Consider the following 14,538-nt stretch of genomic DNA (forward strand, 5'->3'; position numbering starts at 1 on the left):
TAATACAAGGTATATACTTACTGCCTTTTATATATTACGAGCATTGAATAATTTTGTTGCATAAGCTAGCTTATATATCTTTGAAGTTCTTCAGCAAGCCTTGCATATTCTTCAATCGAGAGAGTTTCGCCTCGGCGCAGAGCATCTATACCCGCTGCTTCTAAGGCTTTATCTATAATATCAATGTCTGTGCCGGCAAGAGCCAGTCTGCTCTTTAGAGAATTTTTTATAGTCTTTCTTCGCTCACCAAAGGCTGCCTCAACCACCTTGAAAAAAAACCTTTCATCTTTAAGCTGGACCCTCGGTTCCTGCCGCAGCGTCAATCGCACCACGGCCGATTCCACCTTTGGCGGCGGCAGGAACGATTCCCTGCCTATTGTACATATCATATTTACATCAGCATACATCTTAACCGCAATTGAAAGAATTCCGTAATCCTTCTTGCCCGGGCAAGCTGTAAGGCGCTGAGCTACTTCCTTTTGAACCATCAGAACCGCAAGCGTTACCAAGTTACGGTTTTCTATGATTTTCATAATAATCGGACTGGTAATATAATATGGGAGATTAGCTATCACCTTAAACCTGCCGTCAAAAAGGCTTTCACTCATTTTCTCCAAATCTAATTTTAGCACATCTTCTTCTAATATACAAATATTTTTGAAATCTCTGGTCAAATCATCCAACACCGGTATTAATTGTCTGTCTTTTTCAACAGCTACGACACGCTTGGCCCTTGTGCCAAGTTCTAGAGTAAGCACTCCCAGCCCTGGCCCTATCTCCAACACCTCGTCTTCCGGCGAAAGCTGTGCCGCTTCAATCATGGATAAAAGCGGCCGGCTATCTACTAAAAAGTGCTGTCCCAGCCGCTTATCGGCCTTTATATTATACTTTTTCATTATGCTTTTCGTATCAATGGCTTAACTCCCCCTTCAAAAGGCTATATCTGCCAGTTGTTATGAAAAAAAGATAGGTTAACCTATCTTTTTTTCATAATATCTAACTCTAAATTCAACATCAAGTTCTTCGGCAAGCTTGCGGCACTTGTCGATGTCTATTTCCGGTATATCAACTACCGATACCACTACTTTAGGAACATGATTTTTAGATTTCCGAATAAATTCTAATATGGAATAAAATGCATCCTCCCCATGCTCGGGATGACATATCTCATTGTACTTTTCTGCATTTTCCGCATTCAGGCTTATGGAAATAACATCTACCAGACCTTCAAAATGCGGCGTCACATCTTCTCCATAAATCAGGTTGGCCTGACCGTTAGTATTGATTCTTATAGGCACATTCGGATAGTTTTTCTTCAGGTGTTTGGCCACATCAACCACTACTTGTATCCGCAAGAGAGGCTCGCCATATCCGCAAAAAACCACCTCTTTATACTCAGTAGGGTCACCTATTGCATCGATGATTTCCTTGGTTGTGGGTTCTTTATCCAATATTAGATTGTATCCTCCCACTTCGGGTCCATATTGTCGTATACAAAATTCGCAATTATTTGTACACCTATTAGTAATGTTTAAATACAGCGAATCCCCCAATTTATAAGATATCATTCTTTTTGCACCGTCCAATAAAATTAAACATTTAAATATAATAAATTGATAACAAGCCTATTTTAACATAATCGTCGTAAAATGACAACAAAGAGTGGTTATAAAGGACGATGCTTTTTTATACTTGAACAGATGAATTGTGTATTCCATGAAAAAATATATCAAGCATTTTATCTGTTAGTTTTGCCGAATCGATTTTATTATATCCAAACAGCCTCTCTGCCATAAGTGCTGCAAGTGCTCCTAAAAAGCAATGAGCGACAAGAGTCGAATCGAAATCCCTATCACAGTTGTTACTATCAGCATATTTTTTGATTATCTGTGCTAAAAAATCAACTATTTTTTGTTTCTGAGCAAATAGCCATGCTTGTATATCCTCATCTACCGTGCCTGGCCGATTGATTAGTAAGTTAGCCATCTCCTTGTGACTGTCTAAAAAATCAAAGGTATATTCTGTTATGGTTTTTAGTGCCTTTTTTAAATCATTTTCGCATTCGATTTGTGTATATATTGATTCGAGAAAAATATCATATATTTCTTTTATCATACAGTAATATAGATGCCTTTTATTTTTAAAATACAGATATATTGTGCCTTTGCCTATTCCGGCTATACGGGCTATATCTTCAACCTTCGCCTGATGGTAACCTTCTTTTGAAAAAACAGCAGCCGCAGCATCTAATATTCTTGAACGCTTTTCTTCCTTTTTCTCACTTATTTTCACAACGTCACCTCCACATAGAAGCTACCTTTCTTCCAAACCCTTACCAGCCCAGCACTCAAGCTCTGCCACTGCGACGTTATAGTCAAATACACTGGATGTATATAAAAGCTGTGCTCCATAAAGTTTTTCATTAGCCTCTAAGAGTTCTGCAGTGGTAGCCATCTGTGACTTATACTTCAAGTCTACTATTCTATAGGTTTCTTCAGCCGCTGCTTTTATCTTTTCTGCAGATGCTAGTTTTTGGGAGGCTTCTTGCACATTTAGATAAGCAGCATTGACCGCAAGCTTTATTGATTCCTCAGCTTCTTTTAAACCTAACTCTGCCTTCTTTGCATCAGTTTCAGCCTTTCGATAAATATAAGTATTTTTCGCATAATATCTTAAAGCAGTAACTGCATTTAGCTTGGTCACTTCTGCCATTTCCCGCGCCTGAACTACTTCAGGGCGAAGTTTTAAGGCATCTTGTATCATATCGTTTAAAGGTGTAGGAGTTTCCGGTTTATACTTAAAACGCGTTGTCAATACCAGCGGGGCGGAAAGCTCACGCCCCATCAATTTGTTTAAACTCATGCGAGCAAGTTCTAAGTTCTTCTCTGCCGTATAAAGATTTTGCATAGATTGAGACAGCCCCGCTTCCGCCATCAACAGAGAGTCCCTAGCCACAACACCATTTTCAAAACTTACCTGAGCATTTTTCAATTGCTCTTTAGATCTTTCGACTTGGAGGTTTGCATTTTTTAGGTTATCTTCAGCCATAAGCACATTGTAATATGTCCGCTCCACATTAATTCTGAGGTTTTGCTCTTCTAAGTTTAAAGTTTTCTTGGCGATAAGCTCTTCGGCCTCTTTAAGCCTTGGAGCTACATCTTTGCCTTGAGCGCCCTCAAAGCTATATACCACACTTTCGGCTTCCGCAATTCTCATTCCAGCAATTATTTGTTTAATGGGGTCCTGGATAGCAGGAAGTGAAATTTCTTTTAATTCGTCCTTTGCTCGGTCGATTTTTTTTGATGTCTGTACCGCCTCTTCTCTTTCCACCTTTGATTTTTCTAAATCCCAAGCCTTTATTTTGAGCATTGTATTATTTTCCAATGCCATCTCTACACATTCATCAATGCTAAATGAGGTTTTTTCCTGGCCATTGACCATCAGCGGTGTGCAAAAAACTATTGCCAGTGTTAATACTAGGGAAATTACTTTTTTAGGCAATTTACATCATCTCCTTGTTTAAGTCTTGTTTCGAACTGGTTTTACGTCCTAACCAACCATGCACATCATCGAAAATTGAATACATAACCGGTACCACAATCAAAGTCAGCAATGTAGATACCAAAAGCCCATACATAACGACTACTGCTAGTGGTGCTTGGATTTCACCAGCCTCGCCTAATCCTAAAGACAGCGGTAAAAGACCCAAAACTGTAGTAAGTGTCGTCATACTTATAGCCCTAAGCCTTGTGGGACCAGCTTCTATAATAGCCTCTCTAGTAGATTTGCCTTGTGCCTTTAACTGATTAATATAGTCCACCAAGACTATAGCGTTGTTAACTGCAATGCCAGCCAGCATAATGATTCCCATATATGACGGGACATTGAAAGACCTGCGGTTCAAAAGTAAACCGAATACTACACCGAAGGATGCTACCGGCAAAGAAAACATAATAGTAAAAGGATGTAGCAGTGACTCAAACTGTGATGCCATAACTGCATAAACCAGAATTACTGCTAAAATCATGGCCAGCTTAAGTTCTGCAAAAGCCTCAACCATTTCCTTGTTCTGACCTTCAAAATTGATTGAATAACCTTCAGGCATTTGTAAGTTCTCAACCTGAGATTCAATATCATGAATTACTTCACTCAAATTGCGCCCATAAATATCTGCTGACACATAAACCAAACGTTCTTGGTCTTCTCTTTTGATAACATTAGGACCCTCAGTTATATTAAAATCAGCAATGAAGTTTAGTGGAACATTTACGCCTTGAGGTGACATTATAGTCATAGCTTTTAAATCTTCCAAAGTTTTACGAGCCATATCTACCAGCTGAACATTTATATCTACTTCAGAGCCTGCTACCTTATACTGGGTGGCTACAGCACCGTTTATTGAAGCTCTTACGGTTGCAGCTACACTGTAAGTATCCAATCCGTAATAAGATGCTTTGTTTTTATCTACTCGAACCTGAACTTCAGGCCGACCTTCTTCCATAGTTGTCTCTATATCCCTTGTTCCTGGTACCTTTCGAACGATTTTTTCAACCTTGTTTGAAAGCTCTTCTAAAACATCAAAATCCTCACCTTTTATAGCCACTTGTATCGGCTTATCAGAACCAGTTACAGAACCAATTCTGCTTATACTAGTAGCACTCTTTATATCTATTTCAGCACCCGGAACTTCCCCTATTTTTTGCCGGAGTTCTTCAGCTATATCCTTAGTGCTGCGCTTCCTCTCGCCCTGAGATACAAGCTTGATATCCATACTACCTATTTCTGTAGTACCGGTGCCAAGAAAGGTCTTTAAGGTGGTAGTACCTACCTGAGATGAAAACCGCTCCACTTCAGGAATTTCCATGACCTTTTTTTCAATATACCTCATGACTTCATCAGTTGCATCCACCTTAGAACCCAACGGCAGAGATACCTCAACGGTTATCTTGCCTTCATCGGTTTCCGGGAAAAACTCCGATCCTACCAGAGGTGCTGCTAAAGCACTGATTGCTATCAAACCTACCATGGCAAGGACGATGATTTTTCGATGTCCCAATGACCAAGCAAGCAATTGACCATATTTAGCATCTACCTTGGCATATATTTCATCACTCTTTTGGAAAACTTTATTTAAAAATCCCATTTTCTTAGTAGCTGTTTCTCTAACGTCTACAAGCCTTGAGCTTAGCAGCGGCACAATTGTTATTGCCACAAAGATTGAAGATAAAAGCGCAAATGTTATAGTTAGACTGAGTTCTTTAAAAATAGTAGATGTAATACCCTCAATAAATACTATGGGCACAAACACAGCAATAGTAGTAAGGGTAGAAGCCATTATCGCTAGAGTCATTTCCGATGCACCTATCGAAGCAGCTTCGATTTTATCTTTACCCAAGCTTTGATGACGATATATGTTTTCCAAAACCACTATGGAGTTATCCACTAGCATACCTACGCCAATAGCTAAACCGCCCAAGGACATAACATTAAGCGTAATTCCAAAAAAATACATGATAACAATAGTGGTTACTATAGAAAAAGGTATTGAAACTGCTATAACAAGCGTCGATTTATAATTGTGGAGAAAAATAAATATTACTAAAATCGCTAAAATCGCACCCTGTATAGCATTTGAAGCCACATTATCGATAGCTTTCTGTATATAGTTGGATTGGTCCAAAATCTCAGTTATTTTAATGTCAGATGGTAAGGTTTTTTCTATTTCAGCAATTTGCTTTTTTACATTTTCTGCTACTCGAACGCTATTAGCATCACTTTGCTTTTGCACTAAAATTCTAAGACCTTCATTTTCATTTATCCTAGAATATATCTTGACGTCTTCCTGAGCATCTTGGACATCTGCTATATCCCTTAAGCGCACAATCGCTCCCTGCCGATTTACTACCACCAGATTTCTAATTTCTTCTACATCGTTAAATTCTCCGGTGGTTTTAACCAAAAGCTCACGATTGCCGTAATCCACTTCGCCTGCAGGTAAGTTTATATTTCCGGCCTTTAAAGCTGAAATAACCTGCGAAAAAGCTACCTTGTATCCTGAAAGCTTATCTGGATACACCTTTATCCTAATTTGCCGCTCAGCACCACCGACAATCATTACACTTGAAACGCCTTCAACTCTTTCAAGCCTTTTTACAATCATATCATCGGCCAATTGCTTCAGATACATTGTATCTCTTTGTCCTTCCATACCCAGAATCAATACCGGCATCATGGAAGGGTCAAGCTTTATTACTATAGGCTCTTCAGCATTTTCCGGCAGACTTCCCTTAATAAGGTCAAGCTTTTCCCTTACATTCATCGCAGCAATGTCAAGATCGACTCCCCACTTGAACCGGACCTGCACCGCTGACACATTGGGCTGACTATCGGAAAGGATAGTCTTTACATTTTCAACACCAGATACAGACTTTTCAATGGGTTTAGTAACTGTATCCTCTATTTCTTCTGATGCCGCACCGGGATATGCCGTTATAACAACTATAACCGGTACATCCACATTAGGTAAAAGGTCAATAGACATCTTCGATAAAGATACCACACCCAAAATCATAATTACTACTACAACCATTAGCATAGTAACAGGACGTTTTATAGCAAAATCAGAAAGTTTCATTTGTTTTTCACCTCAACCCTAATCTAAAGTTTAACCGAAACTCCTTCTTTTAACATGTTCTGACCTTTAACTACGACTTTTTCTCCAGGGTTTACTCCTTCCAGTATTTCAACACTATTGCCGTTGGTTATACCGAGTTTTACTATTCGTTCTACAGCTTTGCCTTCAGATACCACAAAGACTACATTGCCGTGCTTTTTAAGCAGAATAGCATCTTTGGGCAGCACAACCACGTTTTCTTTTATGCCTTTTTCTACATCAACCTCAGCAAACATTCCGGGTTTTAGAGTATGGTCTTTATTATCAATACTTATTTTTACCTGAAACAAACGAGTAGCATTTGAAGCGGGAGGTACTATAGAAATAATTCCTTTTATTTTTTCGCCGCCAATGGCTCCTATTGTTACATCCACTTCCTGACCATCTTTTATCTTATTTATTTCCTCTTCTGCAACGTCTATAACTACTTTGACCGTATCGATATTTACCACGGTTAAGAGTGGATAACCCGCCGATATTACTTCTCCATTATTTATTAGTTTATTTGAAATAATACCTGTCACAGGTGATGTTATTATAGAATTTTCCAAATTAGTCTTTATTAAGTCCACAGCCGACTGGGCCTGTTTTACCTGAGCCCTTAATGCTTCTATATTCTTCGGCAGCCGCTCTTTTGTAAGCCTGTATTGCTCTTTTGCCGTTTCATACTGGGTTTTGGCTACCTGATATTTAAGTGTCATTCCATCAAATACCTGTTTGGATATGGCCTCTGCCTCATAAAGAGCTTTCATACGCTCGTAATCCGCCTTAGCATTGACATAATTGGCTTCCGCTTGCTCAAGACTTGCACGCACTTGCTCCAACTGCTGAGGTAGTGCCGCATCTTCATTTGCACTTAAATTTGCCTGAGCCATAGCTAATGCTGCCTCTGCTTGAGCTAATTGGTTTTGCAGTTCTTTCGTTTCAAGAATGACTAACGGTTCACCCTTTTCCACAAAATCTCCCACATCCTTTAAAACCTGCTCTACGCGACCGGGTATCTTGCTAGTCACCTTAACATCATCTTCAGCTTCAATAGTTCCCGTTAGCTTTGTAATATCCTTTATACTATTGAGCTTTACCTCTTTTACCTCTACCGGTACTGCTGCTTCCTCACTAATATCACCATATTTCTTAGTTTTGCATCCAGTGAGTGCAATCGAAGCTACAATAAATGTTAACACAATAATTACAGAAATAAGCTTTTTTCGTTGTATGTTCATATTTACATCTCCTCCCAACTTGCATTTATTTAGTAAGTATTCTACATTGAAACCTTGTCTTTAAAAACTGACTGCTCGGTTTTTATTGAGCCAAAATAAATTACTTATTAATTGCCTTATATATATTCGTAGCGGCCGCAAAATAAAATATATAACAAAACAAAAAATAAGTATTATGAGTGAGTGGTCACTTTTTTCAATCCAATATATAGTATAAATCGGCAACCATGTTTTGTCAATAGAGGCTTGGCCTATATCGGGCGGTGCCTTGCGCCTTTACGAGGGGGTTCTCCCAGGCGTTGCGATGGTTTGTGCTTTGGGTTTATTGTCTCTTGGCAGAATCCCTTTTCAAGCAGCGGTTATGGGAATAAGATTTGCTTTAATTAACATAATAAGTAGTATTTTTCTTCCTATTATATAGCTGGCCTTGTCGCTACCTGGCACAGTCGAAGCAATCTATTCCCGGGCATCTCTGCCTATCCTTTATACTGCCGACAACACGTGAAAAAGCTCCTTTCTGGTTTTAAATCCTATTCTAATGCTTGCCAGAAAAGAGCTTTTATTTTCATTTAAGTACAGATTTATTTACACTAGCCTCTAGATAGATTTTTTCAAACCTTCTTCTTTAAGTTTTTCAGCTAATGTCATCACCACTTCAATCCCTTCGGGATAAGTAGTTTCGATTTTCTTGATTATTTTGTATTCCCATTTCATTACCTACTTATTATTATACCTTATAATTTAACGGGTTTTTATCAGCGCTCTTACTATCTCTTGCTGATTGCCCATATCACCGATAAATTGGGTTTCATAGACCACATCGTTTTGTTTCCATATATAATTCTGGGTCTTAGTTATGCCTTTTGATATTATATTGGGGTTTGTGATATCTAGTTCATATTTTAAGACTTTAATGTCATTAATCATTATAGGGACAATATCTATCTTCTTTTCGGCGACATTAGTTTTTACTTTTGCATCTACTGGGTCTTTGTAATATTCCAAGCTTATATAGCCATTTTGAATCATGTCATCATATTTTGAGGGGTCTTTTGTTTGGTTCAAAGATATTTCTTGTATGGAATCTTTATCTTTTAATTGAAAAATTGTCTCCATTTTAATCATTTCAACTAGCTTATTATCGTGTAGAGTTTCGCTAAAAGGACGGATGAGCGAAGAAACTGGAACAAATCCATCGGGCAAGTTTAGTGGGAATTTAGGGGCAAATCCCAGTATTTCTCGGGCCGCTTCTAGGTCTTTATTACTGTAAATTTCCAAAAACCTATCATAATCCCTTGATTTATATTCAATATTTTGTATGTCTTTAGGGAATTTAAGGGATGAGAGAAGTATCGTTATATCATCTCTTGGAATTTCGCTAAGGAAAAAACCTTCGAAATCGCCATTTTTATGGTAATATGGTACGCTATACCATATATTTTCATCTTGCCATATAAAGTATTTTTCAACTATTTTAGTAATAGGTCTAACTTTTATACGTCCTGTATCATGTTTCCTGTAATCTTCTAAGTCTTTTTCCTTTATATCCCAGTCTTTGCTTATTGTTAAACAAGTTCCCTGTATATTTGAAATGTTCATGGGTTCTTCACTAAACTTTATATCAGGCTTAATAGTCCTTTCATTAATAACTTTTTCATTGGCATCTGAATGTATTTCTTTTAAATATTTTATCATATCATTGTTAGAAACTAAGATGGATACACCAATTTGCTTATCAACGTCAATTTTAGTAAAATCTACACTGGCTAATCCTTTCTCCTCATAAAAAAATATTTTGTCAAATTCATAATCTGTAGGCATCTTGTCAGGCACCTTAAAGTCAAAATCAATAAAATCTATGGCTCTATCTAAAGTGGAAAAAACTTTTTCGGCCTCATCAAAGCTAAATTGCTCTGTTTCCGTATTTTTTTCCGGCTTTAAAGTTGTGTTGGTGCCAGTCTCTGCATTTGTAAGGGTGCAGCAGCCAAGGGCTATGAAAAATATCAGGGCAATAGCCGATAGTTTGTATGAACCCTTTTTAAACATGTTTATCATGATAATTCTCCTCTCAATTTGCTCTTTGCCTTCATAAAAATATGCATACAGCATTTTGTTGTGTTGTGAGCTTGATATTAGGCTAGAGAGCTTTATTATTGTCCTGCCGTAATGGGTAAATTCTTCTTCTTCTAGGTTTTCAAGTACATACATATCGCATGCACATTCTATGTCAGCTCTCATTTTTTTCATGGCAAACCATACAATGGGGTTGAACCAGTGCAGCATTATGGCTAGTGTTGAAAGTAGATTGCATAATAGGTCCTTTCTTTTGTAATGACTGAGTTCATGTATGAGTATATGTGAAAGTTCTTTGTCGTCAATTTTGTTTAAGATATGTTTAGGTAGGTATATTCTTGGTTTTAATATGCCGAATATAAAGGGGCTGCAAAAGCCTTTACCACAGAAAAGCTCAATTTGCGTGTTTATTGCCAGCCTTTTTTTGCAATTATTTAGTATATCTAAAGTATTTGGATGGGTTATTTTTTCGAAGGTTTTTGTGTCTTTCTTAAATCTTATTGCTGCAGTTAATAAAAATGCAGCCATTGTTAGAAAACCGATAAGCCATGCACAGCTGATTAAGCTAATGATGTTTTCAAACTTATTTGTTTCATTTTTGTTTAAAATTGATTTCTTTGGTTTTAGTAGGTCATCTTCTAGGAAATTGTTGTCTTGGTGTCTTTGTTTATTGATATTAGTTAGATCTGGCTTTGCTTTATTTATTGCCATGTCTATTTGCCTTTTAGTAAAGGGTTCCGTTTCTTTTGTGCTGGGTATTAGTGTCTTAAGTGATATGCTGTCTTTGCTGCCTGGCAAAAGGTTGAATATGCTTAGGTTGCTTTCAGGGGTAAAAGGCATCAATAGTCTTATTAATACAAGAAGCCATAAAATGTGATGAAATCTAGGTGTAAGTTTATCTTTAAATATTTTCCCGATAAAAAGAATGAGTAAGGCTATTGTTGTTGATGTCAAAGACGCATATAAAACCCTCAAGAATATTTTCTTTAATATAATGATCATTTTTAAAAACCCTCATTAATTAAATTTTCTATGGTTTTTTTTAGATGCTTTTTTCTGTTCTAGAATATTTTCTAGATGTTTGATTTCCTTTTCTGTCAGTTCCTCTTGTTCTAGGAACTTTGAAAAAAGCATACCCACAGCACCATCATATACCCTGTGCAGAAAGGTTTTGTTTTCTGCTTTGATGTATTCATCACGAGATACTGCCGGATAGTAGATATAATTCCTTCCGGATTTTTTATGAGTTATAGCTTGCTTTTTAAGAAGTCTGTTTAAAAAGGTTTTTACAGTTTGGTCTGACCAGTTTATCTCTTCTGGCAGTAATGCTATGATTTCACTGGCTAATAACGGGCTCTTTTCCCACAATATCTTCATGACCACAAGCTCTGATTCGGTTATATTAGGGATATTTTTCATGTAACCACCCCTGTTGTTTTTATTTACAGCTGTAAACGATGAAAGTATGTATAGTTTACATGTGTAAATGATATTTGTCAAGTGCTATTTTGAGCCTTAAATAAAAAAAGACTTGGTAAGTCCCTTTATTTTTATATCTATATTTACTAGGCATCCTTTCTTTTACAGATTTAAACATTCAACAAATGAAAGTTAAATATTGATAATTATAATATTTAACTATAACATTTCTTTATTCCTCAAATCATCAATTATTTTCCCATCAATTATAGTCAATATTCTGTCGGCAGTTTTTGCTATATCCTCATTATGAGTTATCATGACTAAAGTTTGATTAAATTCACTTATACACATTTTCAATATTTCCACTACCTCTGCTGTCGTTTTTGAATCTAAGTTTCCTGTAGGCTCATCTGCAAATATTACAGAAGGTTTATTTGCAAGAGCTCTTGCTATTGCAACTCTTTGCTGCTGTCCTCCTGAAAGCTCGTTTGGAAATTTCATTATCTGTGATTTTAAGCCAAGCTTTTCTATAAGATTATTTATATATTCCTTGTTTTCTTTCTTCTTATCTATTGAAACCGGCAATATTATGTTGTCATATACATTTATTACCGGTATGAGGTTGAAATTTTGAAATATGAACCCAAATTCCTGCCTTCTTACCTGCGATAATTGATCATCATTTAAATTATATATATTCATATCGTCTAAATAGACTCTCCCTGATGTTGGCTTATCAAGGCCGGCAACACAATGTAAAAAAGTACTTTTACCGGATCCGCTCGGCCCTACTATAGATGTAAATTTATGCGGTTCAATTTCTATATTTATGCCTTTTAAAGCATAAACTTCATTTTCTCCTTTGCCGTAAATTTTTTTTAAATCAATTGTTTTTAACATCTTCATTTTTATTACCTCACCATTAATTTTCTGAAATTCCTTCAATTATATTAATCTTTTCAACTTTGTCCTTGGAAACATATACTGCAATAAAACACATTACAACAGAAACTATAAAAACTATCAGTATCTGTTTAAAAGGAATGCCGTATGAAAGAGTTTGATTATATCCATTTTCTAACATCGCATTATTTATTTTTGCAATGCCTTTATTATAGTCATATATACCGAAAATTGCAGTCAATATAGAAGTAATGATACCATATGTTTCAGATTCAACTAATATCATCTTTTTTAAATTTCTGACACTCATTCCAATTGCTCTTAAAACTGATAATTCTTTTGTTCTTAATATAATATTGCTCCTCACAATAGTAATGATATTAATAGATAATATGAGAATCATTAAAAACTGATATATGATATCTAACTTTTCTTCCGATGTTCGCGCTATATACTTCTTATTTTCATTTTTGCCACCTACTGAAGAAAAGGAATAGTCTTTAACCATCTGCTCTATTTTTTCTTCAACAGATTTAAGTTTTCCATCTTCAACAGCCACAAAAAGTTTATTGTAGTTTTGCTGGCCGGTTAACTCCCTATAATCGTTTTCCCTAAAGATTATCTGTCCTCCCGTAAACTCCGGGTCACCATCTTGGGTTGCGATATAAGTATTATCCATTATGCCTGAAACCTCTACTTTAAATTTTTCATATCTCTCTACTCCGTCTCTATAAACAGGCAATTTTATTTCCAAAACATCACCCACATTTACATCTTTTATAACTTTTGTTGAATATGAGTGAATACCTCTGGAATAAATGTTGTTAACTAGCAGTACTTTTTTACAGTCTCCCGGTTTTTCCTCTAATATATTTTCTCCCTTGGCAATAAACCTGTTTATGTTTTTTAACAAACTTTCATTGTAACCTTTTACAAGAAGGGGATATTCCTTATCATAATCAGAATAGTATTTTTGCTCTTGTCGTCTTAGCTCTTTTATTAAATCATCAGATACTCTTTCCTTACTGATTGACAAAAAACTATCTTGGTTGTAGAAGAAAGGTTCGACTTTCTTTACACCGTTCAATTTTTTTATTTTTTGTATAATGGAAACATTTATATTATAAAATATATCTTCTGTATTTCGATAATTACCGCTTAAGGTTATATCAACATTGCCATAGGACATAGGCTTAAGTCCACTTGTTATATTGTTTGTTAACTTCATTCGATCGTTAATGACAGACGTTTGTATGAATATTGCTCCAACTAAAAACATTGCTGTAATTGTTAAAATTGTCTTAGATTTATTTCTCCAAATATTTCTGCTGGCAAATTTAATTAATATATTTCCCTGCATTTTCTTTCTTTCATCTATATTTTCTTTTGATCTTTTTTTTACCTTATCACTTTTGTTTATGGACTCAATTATGGACATTTTCAATGTTTTTCTTACTACAATAAAGTTTGAAACAGATACTGCTATTATCGAAACTAAAAAAGAGGAAATTATGCTTTCTTTTTCTATGGTTAATATCGAATTATACCCATATATTATTCTTACACCTATGTAGGAAAATACAATTCCGGCTAATATGCCTATTAGCGTCCCGAATACAATATAAAATAAACTTGATACTCGGAACATTCTTTTAATGTCTCTATTTGACATCCCAACGGCTCTCAACATTCCAATTTGTTTTATTCTGTCCGCTAATATAATGTTGTAGATATTATATATAACAAGGCATGATACAATAATTAAAATAATTGAGTTTTGAATATTTTTTGCACTATATTTGGTAGCAGTTTTATAAACTTCTCCTTGAAACACTTCGACATTATAGAATAAATTGTAATCTTTAAGATTTAATTTTTTATACATTTTATTTAAAAAAGTAGATTCGTTTTTCTTATTATGAAGATATATATTCCCTTTATATGTACCTTCAGTTTTTGTTATGGGCAGATTTGTTTCTTCTGAAATAAATGCTTGGCACTTAAAACCATTTAATGATTCATAATATTTTTCCGGTTTCTGTATCAAACCAACAATTTTAAATCTTTTATTTCCGCTGTCTATTTGCGGAATATTGTCTTTATCCAAATACTTGTTTAATACCATTAAGTCAATCTCTTTATTTAAAGGATCTTTAATCCCCATTTGCTCTGTTGCTTTTTCTTCTATTACTATTTCTCCATCTTTTATAGGCTTTCTCCCTATAAACTTATAATTGAGGGAAT

10 protein-coding genes are annotated in these 14,538 nt (G+C 35.7%); all 10 read right to left on the minus strand.

Annotation, left to right across the window (positions count from 1 at the left end):
* Window positions 1-65: 65 nt before the first annotated feature.
* The gene (rsmA, locus tag BUC45_RS05490; protein WP_296970864.1) at window positions 66-896 is read right to left on the minus strand and encodes a 16S rRNA (adenine(1518)-N(6)/adenine(1519)-N(6))-dimethyltransferase RsmA; all 831 of its coding nucleotides are present in this window, start codon (window positions 894-896) and stop codon (window positions 66-68) included.
* Window positions 897-971: 75 nt separating this feature from the next.
* Window positions 972-1,568, minus strand: coding sequence for a TatD family nuclease-associated radical SAM protein (locus BUC45_RS05495; RefSeq protein ID WP_296970865.1), 597 nt, complete (start codon window positions 1,566-1,568; stop codon window positions 972-974).
* Window positions 1,569-1,686: 118 nt separating this feature from the next.
* Window positions 1,687-2,292 (minus strand): TetR/AcrR family transcriptional regulator, encoded by a 606-nt coding sequence (locus tag BUC45_RS05500; RefSeq protein ID WP_296970867.1) that lies wholly within the window; start codon window positions 2,290-2,292, stop codon window positions 1,687-1,689.
* Window positions 2,293-2,313: 21 nt separating this feature from the next.
* Window positions 2,314-3,501 (minus strand): TolC family protein, encoded by a 1,188-nt coding sequence (locus BUC45_RS05505; RefSeq protein WP_296970868.1) that lies wholly within the window; start codon window positions 3,499-3,501, stop codon window positions 2,314-2,316.
* A 1-nt stretch (window position 3,502) separates the two neighbouring features.
* Window positions 3,503-6,634: an efflux RND transporter permease subunit gene (locus BUC45_RS05510; protein ID WP_296970869.1), complete on the minus strand. Its 3,132-nt coding sequence runs from the start codon at window positions 6,632-6,634 to the stop codon at window positions 3,503-3,505.
* 23 nt (window positions 6,635-6,657) lie between these two features.
* On the minus strand, window positions 6,658-7,896 hold the full coding sequence (locus BUC45_RS05515) for an efflux RND transporter periplasmic adaptor subunit (protein WP_296970870.1): 1,239 nt from the start codon (window positions 7,894-7,896) through the stop codon (window positions 6,658-6,660).
* Window positions 7,897-8,637: 741 nt separating this feature from the next.
* Entirely contained in the window at window positions 8,638-10,971 is a 2,334-nt protein-coding gene (locus tag BUC45_RS05520) for a M56 family metallopeptidase (RefSeq protein WP_296970871.1), read from the minus strand.
* Between the two features lie 15 nt (window positions 10,972-10,986).
* The gene (locus tag BUC45_RS05525; protein ID WP_013779404.1) at window positions 10,987-11,388 is read right to left on the minus strand and encodes a BlaI/MecI/CopY family transcriptional regulator; all 402 of its coding nucleotides are present in this window, start codon (window positions 11,386-11,388) and stop codon (window positions 10,987-10,989) included.
* A gap of 219 nt (window positions 11,389-11,607) precedes the next feature.
* A complete protein-coding gene (locus BUC45_RS05530; protein ID WP_296970872.1) occupies window positions 11,608-12,297 on the minus strand; it encodes an ABC transporter ATP-binding protein in 690 nt (229 codons plus the stop codon).
* 16 nt (window positions 12,298-12,313) lie between these two features.
* Window positions 12,314-14,538: FtsX-like permease family protein (locus BUC45_RS05535; RefSeq protein WP_296970873.1), on the minus strand; the 2,225-nt coding region annotated here is incomplete at its 5' end.

The sequence above is a fragment of the Tepidanaerobacter sp. EBM-38 genome, assembly GCA_001896545.1.
Classification (GTDB): Bacteria; Bacillota; Thermosediminibacteria; order Thermosediminibacterales; family Tepidanaerobacteraceae; genus Tepidanaerobacter.